The organism is Desulfobacula sp. (assembly GCF_014237455.1).
GTDB lineage: Bacteria > Desulfobacterota > Desulfobacteria > Desulfobacterales > Desulfobacteraceae > Desulfobacula.
Genome location: NZ_JABZFL010000083.1, coordinates 1 through 15,392 on the forward strand (window position 1 = coordinate 1; position 15,392 = coordinate 15,392).

At 40.3% G+C, this 15,392-nt stretch carries 12 protein-coding genes and 1 tRNA gene; 7 read left to right on the forward strand and 6 right to left on the reverse strand.

Annotated elements, in window-relative coordinates:
- Nucleotides 1-67: 67 nt before the first annotated feature.
- Nucleotides 68-832 (reverse strand): enoyl-CoA hydratase/isomerase family protein, encoded by a 765-nt coding sequence (locus HGJ91_RS12160; RefSeq protein WP_291348032.1) that lies wholly within the window; start codon nucleotides 830-832, stop codon nucleotides 68-70.
- A gap of 199 nt (nucleotides 833-1,031) precedes the next feature.
- Nucleotides 1,032-2,003: a TAXI family TRAP transporter solute-binding subunit gene (locus HGJ91_RS12165; protein ID WP_291348033.1), complete on the reverse strand. Its 972-nt coding sequence runs from the start codon at nucleotides 2,001-2,003 to the stop codon at nucleotides 1,032-1,034.
- A 279-nt stretch (nucleotides 2,004-2,282) separates the two neighbouring features.
- Between HGJ91_RS12165 and HGJ91_RS12170 the strand changes: the two genes are divergently transcribed.
- Genes HGJ91_RS12170 through HGJ91_RS12180 form a run of 3 tightly spaced genes read left to right on the forward strand, consistent with a single transcriptional unit; the run spans nucleotide 2,283 to nucleotide 6,375 of the window.
- Nucleotides 2,283-3,128, forward strand: a complete 846-nt coding sequence (locus tag HGJ91_RS12170; RefSeq protein ID WP_291348034.1) for a hypothetical protein — start codon at nucleotides 2,283-2,285, stop codon at nucleotides 3,126-3,128.
- 6 nt (nucleotides 3,129-3,134) lie between these two features.
- The gene (locus tag HGJ91_RS12175; RefSeq protein ID WP_291348035.1) at nucleotides 3,135-5,015 is read left to right on the forward strand and encodes a cache domain-containing protein; all 1,881 of its coding nucleotides are present in this window, start codon (nucleotides 3,135-3,137) and stop codon (nucleotides 5,013-5,015) included.
- On the forward strand, nucleotides 5,005-6,375 hold the full coding sequence (locus HGJ91_RS12180; RefSeq protein ID WP_291348036.1) for a sigma-54 dependent transcriptional regulator: 1,371 nt from the start codon (nucleotides 5,005-5,007) through the stop codon (nucleotides 6,373-6,375). The genes HGJ91_RS12175 and HGJ91_RS12180 overlap by 11 nt, the downstream gene beginning before the upstream one ends.
- 15 nt (nucleotides 6,376-6,390) lie before the next feature.
- Here HGJ91_RS12180 and lepA read toward each other — a convergent pair whose 3' ends face one another.
- The gene (gene lepA, locus HGJ91_RS12185) at nucleotides 6,391-8,193 is read right to left on the reverse strand and encodes a translation elongation factor 4 (RefSeq protein WP_291348037.1); all 1,803 of its coding nucleotides are present in this window, start codon (nucleotides 8,191-8,193) and stop codon (nucleotides 6,391-6,393) included.
- A gap of 123 nt (nucleotides 8,194-8,316) precedes the next feature.
- Between lepA and HGJ91_RS12190 the strand changes: the two genes are divergently transcribed.
- Nucleotides 8,317-9,225, forward strand: a complete 909-nt coding sequence (locus HGJ91_RS12190) for a diguanylate cyclase (RefSeq protein ID WP_291348038.1) — start codon at nucleotides 8,317-8,319, stop codon at nucleotides 9,223-9,225.
- Between the two features lie 31 nt (nucleotides 9,226-9,256).
- Here HGJ91_RS12190 and nadC read toward each other — a convergent pair whose 3' ends face one another.
- From nadC to HGJ91_RS12205, 3 genes are all read right to left on the reverse strand, one after another.
- Nucleotides 9,257-10,087, reverse strand: coding sequence for a carboxylating nicotinate-nucleotide diphosphorylase (nadC, locus tag HGJ91_RS12195; RefSeq protein ID WP_291348039.1), 831 nt, complete (start codon nucleotides 10,085-10,087; stop codon nucleotides 9,257-9,259).
- Between the two features lie 6 nt (nucleotides 10,088-10,093).
- Nucleotides 10,094-12,751: a valine--tRNA ligase gene (locus HGJ91_RS12200; RefSeq protein ID WP_291348040.1), complete on the reverse strand. Its 2,658-nt coding sequence runs from the start codon at nucleotides 12,749-12,751 to the stop codon at nucleotides 10,094-10,096.
- A gap of 98 nt (nucleotides 12,752-12,849) precedes the next feature.
- Nucleotides 12,850-13,242 (reverse strand): hypothetical protein, encoded by a 393-nt coding sequence (locus HGJ91_RS12205; protein WP_291348041.1) that lies wholly within the window; start codon nucleotides 13,240-13,242, stop codon nucleotides 12,850-12,852.
- 142 nt (nucleotides 13,243-13,384) lie between these two features.
- Here HGJ91_RS12205 and HGJ91_RS12210 point away from each other — a divergent pair, with 142 nt between their 5' ends.
- The 3 genes from HGJ91_RS12210 (at nucleotide 13,385) to HGJ91_RS12220 (ending at nucleotide 15,323) form a co-directional block, all read left to right on the forward strand.
- Nucleotides 13,385-14,116 (forward strand): 16S rRNA (uracil(1498)-N(3))-methyltransferase, encoded by a 732-nt coding sequence (locus HGJ91_RS12210; RefSeq protein ID WP_291348042.1) that lies wholly within the window; start codon nucleotides 13,385-13,387, stop codon nucleotides 14,114-14,116.
- Nucleotides 14,117-14,188: 72 nt separating this feature from the next.
- Nucleotides 14,189-14,264, forward strand: a tRNA-Phe gene (locus tag HGJ91_RS12215).
- A 606-nt stretch (nucleotides 14,265-14,870) separates the two neighbouring features.
- Complete coding sequence (locus HGJ91_RS12220; RefSeq protein ID WP_291348043.1) at nucleotides 14,871-15,323, forward strand: AbiJ-NTD4 domain-containing protein; 453 nt, start codon at nucleotides 14,871-14,873, stop codon at nucleotides 15,321-15,323.
- The last annotated feature ends 69 nt before the right edge of the window (nucleotides 15,324-15,392 follow it).

Here is a 15,392-nt window from a genome sequence, read left to right on the forward strand (position 1 = left end):
TGATGCGCCGATGATGGCAACGGATTTGGCGTTGAGCACTTTATCTAACATTGTTTTTTTCCTTTGGTTATTTTTTTCTCTGCTCAAAAGTATCTAAAGATTGTTCTCTTTCCTTTGTTGAAACACAGGCGAGGCATGCCTCAATCTCATAATCCATCAATGCCTCAAGACTGCTTTCTCCCTGAGCCATGAGAAATCCCTTTTTAATAAGTTTCAAGGAAAAAGACGAGTTGGCAACAATTTTTTCGGCCATAGCAATTGCTTTATCCATTAACTCATCCAACGGTACGGCTTTATTAACCAGGCCAATACGCTCAGCTTCTTCTCCAGTAATATTTTCCGCAGTAAAAAGAAGTTCTCTTGCCTTGCCCGGGCCGACCAGGTCCTGAACAAGACGGAATGCACCACCCGTTACAGATGAAGTTACTCTTGCCTCAGGAGATCCGATAAGCGCCTCTTTAGCAGCAATCCTGATATCACAGGCCAGGGCAAGCTCATAACCGGAACCCAGCGCGTAACCGTTAATTGCTGCAATAATCGGTTTTTCAAACCGTATGATCTTTCTTGATGCTTCCTGTAAAGATTCAAGATATATTCTGTAGTCTTCAATGCTTCTGTCTTTTGAATCCTTAAGGTCAGCCCCGGTTGAAAAAGCTCTGCCTTCACCGGTGATGATTAGCGCCTTAATGTCATTGTCCTGTTTTACAGTCTCAAGGGCATCCTGCATCTCAATCCAGAGTTGCCGGTTCATTGCATTGAGCACCTTAGGCCTGTTCAGTTTGATCAGGGCAATCTTGTCTTTTTTTTCATAAATAATACATTCATAGTCCATGAAATTCACCTATTGTGAAAGGAGTTGATAGAAATAAAAAATGATTGAATCTTTGTGTCTTCATCATTTGGCTAAATAGTTTTATCCTATTAAAATTAAAACCAATTTAAATTTAAAATCTGTAGCAATTTTCATGCCATAAGCGGAAAGGTCCTTACGAACAACAAAAGTTCAAACATCAAGCTTTCTAAATAATTTATCACTGCCCGGAAAAATATTTCAAGGTTCCTGCATGCAGTTTTATGCCAGCATAGCTCATTTGCTTTATGTCCGGCTTTTTTAATGTTAGTGAAGGGTGTGCATTGGAAAATTTTTTATGATTTCTGTATATAGCATTGAGGATGGCATATGCTGTTTCTTCATCAAGGTTTTGTGATGCTACCAGAAGAGTCTGTGTTCCAAATGTTATGATGTCACTTGTCTGAGAAGGATAGGTTCCCGAGGGAATGGTAAATTTTGAAAAGGCTGGATGACGATGAACAAGGTTTTGAATATCAGTATCATTCATATCTGCTGTTTTTGCTTTACAGAGCTTAAATAGCTGTTGCAATGAGGGATCAGGGTGTACACCAACATGGATCATTGCATCTATGGTACCGTGACAAAAGGCCATGGTGTCCTGTGACTGGGAATCGGAAATTTCAGCCACCAGGCTAAAATTATTTTTTGACCAATTTTTTGCCGCTAAAATTGTTTCAATCGAAAGACGTTGAAGGGATAGAGGTGCTCCAATGTTTATCCGTTTCCCTTTGAGACCGTCCAAATTTGTGATACCGACATTATCGCCCACAATAAGGGTAACCGGCACATCATAAAGAGGGACAAGAACAGTTAAGTCATGATAATTGATATCAAAGAATCGAAAATTTCCGATTTTATTTATTGCATCATGCAACATGCGTGAATCGATTAATGCGATATCCAGAGATCCCTGCAAGAGATTTGTAAGATTGTGAATATCTCCGGATGCGGGCACTGTCTTGCAATTGATATCCTTAACCTGTTTGCTGACAACCCTTTCAATCAGACGGCCGGTAAAATGAGAAGACGTTCCGGCCTTTGAGGTACCGATAAGAATATCAAGGGCATTTGCAGGAACACAACAAAAACCCAAAATCATAAACACAACCAAAATTGACCACACCGGCTTTGCGATTTTGAAAGAGATCATAATAGTTCTCCCTGATATAAAAATTATTTCAAATAAAATTTGCTATGCTTGCTTTGACTTTTCATGCATTTTCACATTTTAAATAAAATATCACATTGAAGTCAAGAAATGATTAAAAAAACACAACAAAAGACCATTTAACCAAAGCCTTGATCTCTGTTAATTACTCACCTGATACTATTTGGCAGTATTCTTGCAGATACAAGGCTTGTATATCTATCGGACTCTGTGATATTTGTCTGACAGATTAATTTTTCCAGAATTATTAAATTGAATTGAATGAAAAAACCACTTGCTATAATAATTATCTTTTTACTGTTCTTAGCTGCCCTGGTATTAAATGGTTGCAGCGATGAACCCACATCTCTTTCGTTACCCAAATCTGATCCGCCGGTCGTCTCTTTTCAAGGATTTAAAATCCCCCAATTTCCAACAGCCCAGGGCCAGTTAAACTATGCCAAATCAGGATTCCCTAATCCTGAAGAAAAAAGGGCGGCCTTAAAAATCCTGTTCAAATTTTTCCCTGAAGCCAGGCTTCAATGCGGCAATGCCGCCCTTGGTCTCGCTTATATGAATCTTGGCTATGATTACAGGTTTGCAGCAAGGCAGGATTATTACAATGCCATTAAAGATTATCGTAATGTGATTAAAAACTTTAAGGAATATCCGCAAATTCTTGTAAAAGCCAACTGGTATCTTGGGTGGATTCACTGTGACCTGCTAAAAGAAAAAAAAATCGGGATTCCGTATTTCCGGCATATTGTAAAAACTTATCCGAATTTTCAAATGGGGATATCTTCACCGGTTCCCTGGGTCAGCCTGGTTTACCCCGTAACCGTCACGGGAAAACAACCGACAAAGAATACAACAAACAAGCAATGGGCCAGCCTTGCACTGTTGGAAATCATTCGGCATGCTCCAAACAGGAACGAAGTGTTTAACGCTTTTGATCTCTTGTGGAAGAACTATCAAAATAGTGTTCCGACAGGGCTTGCCATCAAATTATTGTTACAGGATGAAAGATATGCTCAAATAGCAATGCCATATATTGAAAAATATTTGGCCCTTAACATTGCCAACCCATACCTGGAAAGGGAGATAAGAAACAATGCAAAGGAGTATTAGCCCTTTATGTGGTTAAGAGAAAACTTAAGTATTTTCTGGCACTCTTTTCAGGTCAGGGTATTCTTGGCGCTGACTCTGATCATCGTCATTGTGATTCCCGGAACCGGTTATTTTTGCTATCTTCAGGCCAGAAGGGTTGCTGAAAAGCAAATGCAGCAATATGCCCTTGGCACAGCAGTCCAGATTTCAAAACGGGTGGAATCTTTCTTATCCCACCATACCTATAATGCGAAACTGATTAAATCTTTTTTTGAAAATGATTTAATCAACCATTCTGATGACAAAGAAATTCTTAGATATCTTCACCTGTTTCAGCAGGAACACCCTGAATTTTTCAACATCAATTTCGGGGATGAAACAGGTCGTTTTTTAATGGCACCGGCACAGATCCCCGAAGTTCACAAAACATTTGACCCGCGTGTCAGGCCATGGTACCGGGGTGCCATACAAACAAAAGATGTCCACTGGACTAATGTTTATCTGTTTGCATCCACACAAAAACCCGGTATGACTGTGTCTGTCCCAATTTACGATACAGCCGGGGCTATCACTGCGGTCTGTGGAATTGATATTGATATCTCTTCATTTTCACGGTTTTTAAAAAAAATAAAAATCGGCAAACAGGGGTTTGCCTACATATTCGAAAACAAACAAGGCCGGGTTATAGCCCATCCATCACTTGTTCAGCTTCCCTGGAATTCCTATCATATTGATCTTTTAAGAACCTGCCTCACCGACCTGAATCAAAAAAACAAGACCTTTGGCATGTCCTCATTTCAAGGAGATCGGTTTTTCACAGCCTATACGGATTATCCCGGAAACGACTGGACAGTTGGTGTTACCTTGCCGGTTTCAGATTTTCTGGAAAATGTAAAAGCCATTAAACAGGCGATTATTTCCCTGGTCATTGCAGGCATTTTCCTTTCCAGTTTTTTAAGCTATCTTCTTGCCATGACTATTGTCAGCCCCTTGAACATTCTCAAAAAAGGAATTGAAAGAATTTCCAGTGGAGATCTTGAATATAAAGTGAATATTAATGATCCTGATATTGCTTCTGCCTTGGCCGGTTCCTTTAATCAAATGGCATCTTCCCTGGAGATAAGCACCCGTGAATTGGAAAAAACCTATGCCGAGCTTGCTCAAAAGGAGAAGCTGGCAGCTGTAGGGCAAATGACCGCCGGTATCGCCCATGAAATTAAAAACCCTTTAGGAATCATCCTTGGATCCGCACAGGTGGTATCAAACTCTAATCGCCCCATGGAGATGAGGGAAAAGGCAGCCGATTTTATTATAAAAGAAGTGGAGAGGCTTAACAAAACCCTGACAGCATTCCTTGATTTTGCCAAACCTGCTTCTCCAAATTTTCAGCGGATTGATATCACTGATCTTCTTGAAGAGATTCTTATCTCCACAGAAGAACGGTTTGCTGAAAAAGGGTATAGAATAGATCGAGATTTTCTTAGTATGGCCCCGACTATTCTGGCTGATCCGGATCAGATAAAGGAAGTGTTCTGGAATATCTTTTTAAATGCGATGCAATCTATGCCCGACGGCGGAACCGTTACCGTCAAGATCAATATTGAAAAAGGAAAAGAAAGCATTGATGCGGCAATAATTCCCATCAAGGGGTTAATCCAGCACAACCCTGATTATCTGACGGTATCTATCATGGATCAGGGTTGTGGTATCAGCGATGAACAAATGGAAAAAATTCTGGATCCCTTTGTCAGTTTCCGGGATGACGGTATCGGGCTCGGGTTGTCTATTGTTTCCCAGATTATCAAATCCCACAAAGGGCAGGTTAAAATCGAAAGTACACCAGGGAAAGGGACCCGGTTTAAGCTATTGTTCCCTCTATTGTTACAGGAGAATACACATGCCAGCTAATGTATTATTAGTCGAAGATGAAGAAAGGATGCGTCAGGTTATTGTGATGCAGCTTTCCGATTTGGATCTTCACATCCATGAAGCCGTTGACGGTGAACAGGCAATCAACATATTTGAAAACGAGATGATTAGCCTTGTGATCACGGATCTAAAACTTCCCAAAGTTAATGGAATGGAAGTGCTTCAAACCATCAAAAAAAAAGATCCTGAAATCCCGGTGATTGTCATTACCGCCTATGGGTCTATTGAAAATGCAGTCAAGGCCATTCAAAAAGGAGCGTTTGACTATGTTACCAAACCCTTTAAAGAAGAAAAATTGCGTTCCAGCGTTATAAAAGCATTAAAAATCAGTCGCCTGACCTATGAGGTCCGGTATCTTCGACAGGAAATTGAGGATCGGTATACATTTAAAAATATTGTTGGGAATTCCCCCAATATATGTGAAGTACTGAAACTTGCGGGAATTGTATCCAACACAGATACAAGCGTTCTGATAACGGGAGAAAGCGGAACCGGAAAGGAACTTCTAAGCCGTGCCACTCATATCAACAGTCCCCGCTCCAGCGGCCCGTTTTTAACCGTAAATTGTGCAGCGATTCCCTCTACGCTCATGGAACCCGAATTGTTCGGATACGAAAAAGGAGCGTTTACCGGTGCCCACAAAAGAACAATGGGAAAATTTGAACTGGCTTCCGGTGGTACACTCTTTTTAGATGAAATTGGAGATATGGAGCTTGATGTCCAGGCAAAGCTTCTGCGCATACTTGAAACCGGGGAGTACGAGCGGCTTGGTGGAGGCAAAACTATTAAAGCGGATGTCAGGGTCATTGCGGCAACCAATAAAGATCTTGAAAAAATGGTTGAAGAAAAACGGTTCCGGGAAGATCTTTTTTACCGAATCAATGTGTTCCCCATTCATATTCCACCATTAAGAGAACGAAAAGTAGATATCCCAAAACTATCCAATCATTTTATCCAGAAATTCTCAAACGCATTTGGCAGGAAACCGCCGGAACTTTCAGAGAAAGCAATAAAAAAGCTGATCCAATATCCCTGGAAAGGAAATATCAGGGAACTGAAAAATGTTCTTGAGCGTGCCATGATTCTTTGCAAGGGATCTCAAATCACCAGTAGCCATCTCATTCTCAATGAATCCCAGGAAAAATCATTTGAGCATATGAATATGAACACACTGATTCCTAGGATAATTGATGAGCAGGGGCTCAGTCTGGAAAATCTGGAAGGCTATTGTATCAAGTATGCGATGAAAACTTCAGATAACAATGTTTCTAAGGCAGCCAGATTATTAGGCCTGTCACGGGCAACACTCCGGTACAGGCTTGAAAAAATGAACGAATAAAAAGGCTGCTTTACATTAATCTGTTTTCAAGACAGAAAGAAATGCAGACTGTGGAATTTCAACAGATCCGACCATCTTCATTCGTTTTTTGCCTTTTTTCTGTTTTTCAAGAAGTTTCCTCTTTCGTGAAATATCACCACCATAGCATTTTGCAGTCACATCTTTTCTGAAGGCTGATATGGTTTCCCTGGAAATGATTTTCCCTCCAATGGCGCCCTGGATGGGTATTTTGAACTGCTGTCTGGGTATTTCTTCTCTCAATTTTTTACAAGCCGTTCTGGCCCTTGCTTCAGCTTTGTCCCGGTGAATAAGCTGGGACAGGGCATCCACCCGTTCCCCGTTAATAAGGAAATCCAGCTTTACAAGGTCGGTCTCCTGGTATCCAGCTATTTCATAATCAAATGATCCGTATCCCTGGGTAACACTTTTGAGCCGGTCATAAAACTCATACACCACCTCGGCCAGCGGCAGTTCAAACTTCATTTCCATGCGGTTACTGGTCAAATACTGGTAATTCTTACTGACGCCTCGAAATTCATGACAGACCTGCATGACATTGCCCATATATTTATCCGGTACAATGATAGAAGCGTTTATAAAAGGTTCCCTGACTTTGGTGATTTCCCCCGGGTCAGGATACTGGACCGGGTTATCAATAATTTTCACCGACCCATCCATATATGTAATCTCGTACATAACAGAAGGTGATGTAAGAATAAGAGAAACATTATATTCCCTTTCAAGCCGTTCCTGAACTACTTCGAGATGTAAAAGACCCAAAAAACCGCATCGGTATCCAAACCCGAGGGCAGCGGAACTGTCTTTTTCATAAATTAACGAGGCATCATTGAGCTTGAGTTTTTCCAAAGCTTCGGTAAGTTCTCCATAATCATCAGATGCCACTGGATACATGGATGAAAAAACAACCGGTGTCGGTTCCCTGAAGCCCTCCATGGCTTTGTCACACCGTTTATCAGCCATGGTAACGGTATCACCGATTTTTACATCACTGATATTTTTAATCCCTGCAATAAAATATCCCACCTGCCCTGCCACAAGTTGTTTTTCAGGTCGCCGCTCTATCTGGAATAATCCCACCTCTTCAACTTTGTACTGGGCATCATTGGACATGAACTGGATCTTATCTCCTTTTTGAATACTGCCGTCAAAAATTCTGAAATGAATGATGGTTCCTCTGAATGCATCATAATGGGAATCAAATATCAGTGCCCTAAAAACAGAATCTTCCTTTGAAACAGGCGCCGGGATTCCATCAACAACGGCCTGAAAAATTTTATCCACACCCGTTCCCGCTTTTGCTGACACCAACTGGGCATCATCAGAATTCAGCCCCAGATCTTCTTCAATCTGATCTCTGGCCCAGTCAATTTCAGCAGACGGCAGATCTATCTTATTAATCACCGGTATAATTTCCAGATCATGCTCCATGGCAAGGTATAAGTTTGCCAGGGTCTGGGCTTCAACCCCCTGGCTTGCATCCACCAGTATCAACGCCCCTTCACAGGATGCAAGCGCCCTTGATACCTCATATGAGAAATCCACATGCCCCGGCGTATCGATCAGATTTAAAAGGTATGGGGTACCATCCTCTCCTGTATAGGGAAGCGATACGGTCTGGCTTTTAATGGTAATGCCCCTTTCTCTTTCAATGTCCATGGAATCCAGTATCTGATCTTTCATATCCCTTTCCGAGATAATGCCGGAAAGCTGGATCAATCTGTCAGACAGAGTTGACTTCCCATGATCGATATGGGCAATAATGCTGAAATTTCGAATATTTTTTATATTTAACTTCAATTGTTCTCCAAATTAATATATTGACAAAAACCCAGTATACGGCTAAGAGATATATCTATCAATTGAGTTGAAAAGAGTCAAGAAAAGCTCACACAGTAAAACATAACTTTGGAGAAAAAACTTGTGACATATTCTATTCTGGTTGTTGATGACGATACTGCAATTAAAAAATCTGTAAAAAAATATTTAAAACTTCAGAACTATGAGGTCAAAACCGCTTTAAATGCGTATGAGGCATTGGAAACACTCAATTCATTTAAAGCAGATGTTGTGCTGACAGATGTTATGATGCAGGGCATAGACGGGCTGGAACTCACCCGCAGAATAAAAGAATTATATGATATTGATGTTATGGTCATGACCGGTTACAGTGCCGAATACTCGTATGAGAAGGCGGTTCAGGCAGGGGCCAGCGATTTTGTTTTCAAACCGTTTCGTTTTGAAGAACTGAATTTACGAATTCATAGAGTTTTAAGGGAAGCCGAGTTTAAAAAAGAACGTGCCGACCTCTTAAAGAGACTTAGAAAACTTGCCATTACCGATGCATTAACAGGACTTTATAATTCACGGCATTTTTTTTCCCAGATAAAAATTGAAATCGACCGATACAAACGATATTCACGAGCCCTGTCTTTACTGATCCTGGATATTGATTTCTTTAAAAACTATAATGATACCTGGGGGCATCTTGACGGGGACAAGGTACTCATGGGGATTGGGAAAACCATCAAACCCTGTATGAGATCCATGGACACAGCCTATCGATATGGTGGAGAAGAGTTTATCATTCTTTTGCCGGAAACCAGGCTTCAAAAAGCCTGTTTAGTGGGGGAAAGAATAAAAGACCAGATCGGCTCTCAAATATTTGAGCCTGAACCGGGCATCAAAACATCAATCACTGTCAGTGTCGGTGCTACCGAACTTGTGGAAGGGGAAGATTTCAAATCATTTATCAGACGGGCCGATAAAGCCCTCTATAAAGCAAAGGATACCGGCAGGAATAAATTAACCTATCTTGTTGCAGACTCCTGATTTTCTTTAAAGTATTTTTTACAGACAGGACTCAGGTCGTATCGATCCGCATACTTAAGTCCACAGATCTTGCCTGATGGGTGAGCGCACCACAGGAGATCACATCTACACCTGTAGCTGCAATTTTGTTCAGTGTTTCTAAAGAGACATTCCCGGAGGCCTCCACAACTGCCCTGCCGTTAATATATTTTACCGCCTCGGTCATCTGATCATAATCCATATTATCCAGCATGATCACGTGGGCTCCCGCATCAAGAGCCTCTTTAACTTCATCGAGATTTGAAACTTCAACCTCTATTTTCATTAAATGGGATGTTCTGTTTTTAACGGCCCTCACTGCATTCTTGATGGAGCCTGCAATCGCAATATGATTATCCTTGATCAAAATGCCGTCATATAAAGACATACGGTGGTTATGCGCTCCTCCCGCCCTGACCGCTTCTTTTTCAAGACTGCGCAACCCGGGAGTGGTTTTTCTCGTATCTGTCAGTCGGACATTCTCAAAGCTTAGTTCTTCCACGTAGGCACGGGTTAACGTTGCAATGCCAGAAAGTCGTTGTAAAAAATTCAAGGCCACCCGCTCTCCTTTTAAAAGGGATAAAAAATCTCCTTGAACCTTAAGAATAATCTTTCCTTCCTTGATAGAATCACCATCTGAAAACGAAGAAAAAAATTCACAATCAGGATCCAAAAGTTTAAACACCTTTTTTGCCACTTCAATTCCGGCAAGAACAAATGACTCTTTGGCAACGATCACACCTTTGCCTGAAGAATTTTGAGTTAAAATACATTCTGTTGTGATATCACCAAGCCCTGAATCTTCAAAAAGGGCTAATTTGATTATATTTTCAATTGTGTTCATGATTGATCACTTCATTTCCTGTATTCTTTCAAGATTTTTCTTGAGTTTGTTATTCTTCTCCTCAAGATCGCTATGCTGACCTCTTACTTTCTGGATCACTTCTTCCGGAGCCTTTTCGAGAAAGCTTTCATTATGAAGTCTTTTTTGTACGGTCAAAAGTTCTTTGGTGTTCTTATCCAATTCTTTTTCAAGCCGCTTAATCTCCTTATCAAAGTCAACAACCCCCTCAAGCAAAACAAAACATATGGTGTTCCCGGTAACGGAAGATGCACTGGATGAAGGGATATTGTCCGCTTCACAAAAATAAAGGCTCTCAAGCGTTGCAAGATTTACAATAATGGATTTATTCTCAGCAATACTGATTTTTTCCTTTTCATCCATAGTATGTGCCAGCACTTTTATTTTCATGGACGGCTGGATATTCATCTCGCTTCTGATATTCCGAATACCGGAGATCAGATCAAAAACAAAGGCCATCTCCTTTTCAACAGCTTTATTTCTGTTGGTTTTATATTCTTTTTCATTATAGGGGAAACAGGCCGCCATAACAGATCCTTTGGTCGCCGGAAGGATATGATAGATTTCCTCGGTAACAAAGGGCATAAACGGATGAACCATGATCAGAATATCTTCCAGAACCTTTGACAAAACACTTCTTGCACAATCTCTCCTTTGAACGCCCTCTTTTTCATAAAGCGCGGGTTTGGCGGTTTCCAGAAACCAGTCACAGAACTCATGCCATATAAACTGGTATGCGGCTGATGCGGCTTCGTTAAATTTATAGTTTTCAATGCCTTCTTTTACAGCCAGGGAGGTATAGGCACATCGTGAAAGTATCCATTTTTCGGCCAGATTAAGCTTTTTATACTCAATTTGGGTATCTTTTGCTGTAATATGCATGAGGGCAAATCGTGATGCATTCCAAAGTTTGTTAACAAAATGGCGATATCCTTCCACCCTTGATTCAGACATCTTGACATCGCGCCCCTGTGCCGCAAAGGCAGCCAAAGTAAACCTGAAAGCATCTGCACCATATTCATCAATCACTTTTAACGGATCAATGACGTTGCCTTTTGATTTGCTCATCTTTTTACCATGCTCGTCCCTGACAAGGGCATGGATATAAACATCATCAAAGGGCACCTCGTCCATAAAATGGGTGCCCATCATCATCATCCTGGCAACCCAGAAAAAGAGGATATCAAAACCGGTTACCAGTACATTGGTGGGATAAAATGTCTTTAAAAGATCGGTATTTTCCGGCCACCCCATGGTTGAAAACGGCCAGAGCGCACTTGAGAACCAGGTGTCCAGCACATCTGTCTCCTGCGCAATCTCTTTTGATCCGCAGGCCGGACATTGCGTCGGATCAATCTCTTCAACAATCACCTCTTTACAGGCCGGGCATTTCCAAACCGGGATTCTGTGACCCCACCAGATCTGCCTTGAGATACACCAGTCCCTGATATTGTCCATCCATTCAAAATAGGTTTTTGACCAGTTGTCGGGGATAATCCGGGTTCTTCCATTGTGAACAGCATCCGATGCTTTTTTTGCAAGCGGGGCGACTTTAACAAACCATTGTTTTGAAATGATGGGCTCAACCACTGTCCTGCACCGGTAACAATTACCCACACTGTGCTTTAACGGTTCTTTTTTTACCAGCAGTCCCTGTTCTGTAAGTACTTCAACTGCCCTTTTCCTGCACTCAAATCGATCCAGGCCTTTAAATTGCCCGGCACCGTCAAGCATCAGTCCGTCATCACCAATTACTTTTAATTTTTGAAGTCCGTGTTTTTCTCCCAGATGAAAATCATTGGGATCATGGGCCGGGGTAACTTTTAATGCACCGGTTCCAAACTGGGTATCCACATAATCATCTTTAATAATCGGGATAATCCTGTCTGTCAAAGGAAGCATCACTTCTTTTTCTTCAAGTTCCTTAAATCGCTCATCATCGGGGTTTACTGCAACTGCTGTATCACCAAACATGGTTTCAGGCCGTGTGGTTGCAACGGTAAGTCCCTGTTTTTTATTCACAAAAGGATATCTGATATAATATAAATATGCGTCTTCTTCTTCATACTCAACCTCAAGGTCAGCAAGGGCAGTTTTGCAGCGGGGACACCAGTTAATAATATACTGTCCTTCATAAATCAGCCCTTCTTTATAAAGCCTTACAAATACCTTTCGGACAGCATCGGAAAGACCTTCATCCATGGTAAACCGTTCACGGTCCCAGTCACAGGAAGCACCCAGTCTTTTAAGCTGGTTGATAATAGCGCCACCGGATTTCTCACGCCACTTCCAGACCTGCTTTATAAACTCTTCCCTGCCGAGCTGATCCCTTGTCTGTCCTTTTGCTGCAAGATCTCTTTCAACCACATTCTGGGTGGCAATTCCGGCATGGTCTGTTCCCGGCATCCAGAGGACATTAACTCCTAAAAGCCTTCTATATCTGCACATGATATCTTGAATAACATTATTTAACGCATGCCCCATATGAAGCACGCCTGTGACATTTGGCGGCGGAATAACAATAGAAAAAGAATTTTTATCACTTTTGTCTTCAGCTTTAAAAAACCCATTATCAAGCCAGTGCTTATACCATTTTTCTTCAATACCCGACGGCTCATATCCTTTATCCAGAAAACCGGAACCCATAAATCAACTCCTGAAACCCATATTAATGAAAAAGGGGACCTTGTTAATGAATCCCCATAACCTTTTTTATATATAATTCGCCTAAATTTAGACGTTTCCTACCGGTCAAGCTCTTTTTGCAAACTCTCCTTGATCTTGGCAATTTCTTTTTCAATTACTTTTTCCATGACCTCAAACAGAATTGTTTCTATTTTATCGGCAAATTTTTTTTCAATTACTCTCTCCAACGCAGCCTCTAATTGTTCCGGACTCAAGGTCAAATTTTGAGGTGATACCATCTCCTGGTCATGTTCGACCGAACTATCGTCCGCCAGATCGTCCATTTGGTCATCCATCAGGTCATCTGCTTCAACAATACCCGTCAATTCAATAACATCTTCTTTAATTGTATGGTCGGAACTCTCATTAACAATATCCGTCAGTTCGATAATACTGTCATCCGTCTCATCTTCACCTAAAATATCATCATCCCAATCTGTCGTATCAGCCATAAAGTCCTCGCTTGATTAAGATATTAAAAACAATGTGCTGTCAATATCTGCGAACGTCAAAAAATACCAAAGCCAGATCAAAGTGTCAACTATTTAAAAAAGCCATTTACAATGTCCATCCTTTGTTTTAAACAATCACATAATGCAAAAATTTATCATTCAAAACATCGATACCATACCCTCAAAAGCAAATATCCAGGGCCAGGATGCAAAACATATTTCTAAGGTTCTCAGACTTAACAAAGGAGACCGCATCGAAATTACCAATGGAGAAGGAAAAGATTTTACAGCAATAATCACTTTTGTCTCCCCTGTTAACATAGAACTTGATATTATTGACGAGTATGACTCTTTAACGGAATCTCCCATTGACATCACACTGGGTTCAGGCATGCTGAAAGACAAAAAAATGGATCTTGTCATCAAACATCTGACACAGCTCGGCATCCAAAAATGGATTCCCTTCTTTTGTGAACGATCCATTCCCACCCCTGATATAAAAAGAATGGAAAACCGGAAAAAGCGATGGGAAATCATTGCCAGAGAATCTTTGAAACAGTGCCAAAGAAGCAGGCTGCCACAAATTTCAAAGCCATTGACTTTTGAAAAACTGATAAACCAGTCCGCATCCTATGATTTAAAAATTGCGTTTTGGAAAAAGGCGACCCAACGGCTTAATACACTGGAAAAAGCCGCTTCCAATAAAAAAATACTTCTTCTTATCGGACCTGAAGGGGGATTTTCAAAAAATGAAATAAAATCAGCAGAAGAAAAAGGATTTCGATCTTATTCCCTCGGCCCCAGAATTTTAAGGGCTGAAACTGCTTCCATTTCAAGCTGTGCCTTGGTTCAACACATCCTCGGGGACATATAAAACCATAAATTTGTCAAACATTTTTCCTTGACATAGATAGTCAAAAAGAATATAAAGCCTTCTGTTGTTTGAGCCCAGGTAGCTCAGTCGGTAGAGCAGGGGACTGAAAATCCCCGTGTCGGCAGTTCAATTCTGTCCCTGGGCACCACGACATAAAAGGCTTTCGGTGGATTCCGCTTGAAGCCTTTTGTCGTTTGGTCAACGGAATGGTCAACATTTTTCTTATGTACAAGCTATTGTTTTTGAATCTCCTATCCCACTAAGCAGTTGTAGGCAAAGACCACAGTGTGAAATGTTAACGAAACCGATACAAATAAAAATAATTTTTCATTCAAAAATTTTAGAAAGACTAATACAAGTCTCTTTGATTTTTAAAATTCGATAAAGCCTCTATATTGTGGATTGAATGATTTTAAATAAAGTGTGGACTGGCAGGGATAGTCAACAGGATTTTTTCATCCCTGAAAAGCTTGGTTTATAGCCAGAAGTGTTCACTTCAACTTTTTACTTTATAAAAAATATTTTGAAAGAATGGCTTATACTGATGTTTATATCCTATAAAGCTGATTGAGTGACGTCTGTACATCTGATTTTATTATCTGATGTAAATGAATGAATAATTATCAATTTCAATGCCAGAATCTTTAACCATAATACCGTACGGATCTAAAGATTTAAAACTTTAATAGTTGAAAAACCATATTAAAAATCGTACTGTCTTCAAAAATAATTCTTATTGTATTGGATGATAATTATGAAATTTTCTGATCGGATTGGGGCAACTATACCAAAATCAGTTATTCAATTAAATGACATAGACCAAGATTTGAGGAATTCGTTATGGAATTATTTTTTAGAAAATATTTGGAATGAAATTCTTTTAAAACCTATTTCAAAAAACACAAAATGGAAAAACATCCAATTCATAACGAAAAGTGTTTATAAATACCTAAAAATTCCAATTGATGAGGTGCCTGTATTTAATCAAAAATGCCAAAATACTTTAAAAAAAATATTTATCGAATTTGATTGGTATGTACCATATAATATTTTAGAACATACAATGCAAATTTTGGATCAACAAATTGATGAATTTTTAATAAAGGAATTAAATCAAATCCTTGAACAGGAAGGTTCTGGGTATCGATTTATAAAAGGTAAGCGCTTAAGGAACCACACCCTCAAGGCGTGTGAAAATCAGATATAAATTTAAACGGCGGGACCTGCAAGCAGGGTCTTGTCAACATTTTGCGGCATCAGAGCCATAAAGTCATCA

Bases quoted from the DNA above. Each gene is read 5' to 3' on its own strand.
- HGJ91_RS12210 (WP_291348042.1), top strand. From the start codon at position 13,385: ATGCAAAAATTTATCATTCAAAACATCGATACCATACCCTCAAAAGCA.
- HGJ91_RS12200 (WP_291348040.1), bottom strand. From the start codon at position 12,751: ATGGGTTCCGGTTTTCTGGATAAAGGATATGAGCCGTCGGGTATTGAA.
- HGJ91_RS12160 (WP_291348032.1), bottom strand. From the start codon at position 832: ATGGACTATGAATGTATTATTTATGAAAAAAAAGACAAGATTGCCCTG.
- HGJ91_RS12165 (WP_291348033.1), bottom strand. From the start codon at position 2,003: ATGATCTCTTTCAAAATCGCAAAGCCGGTGTGGTCAATTTTGGTTGTG.
- HGJ91_RS12180 (WP_291348036.1), top strand. From the start codon at position 5,005: ATGCCAGCTAATGTATTATTAGTCGAAGATGAAGAAAGGATGCGTCAG.
- HGJ91_RS12170 (WP_291348034.1), top strand. From the start codon at position 2,283: ATGAAAAAACCACTTGCTATAATAATTATCTTTTTACTGTTCTTAGCT.
- HGJ91_RS12220 (WP_291348043.1), top strand. From the start codon at position 14,871: ATGAAATTTTCTGATCGGATTGGGGCAACTATACCAAAATCAGTTATT.
- HGJ91_RS12205 (WP_291348041.1), bottom strand. From the start codon at position 13,242: ATGGCTGATACGACAGATTGGGATGATGATATTTTAGGTGAAGATGAG.
- HGJ91_RS12175 (WP_291348035.1), top strand. From the start codon at position 3,135: ATGTGGTTAAGAGAAAACTTAAGTATTTTCTGGCACTCTTTTCAGGTC.
- nadC (WP_291348039.1), bottom strand. From the start codon at position 10,087: ATGAACACAATTGAAAATATAATCAAATTAGCCCTTTTTGAAGATTCA.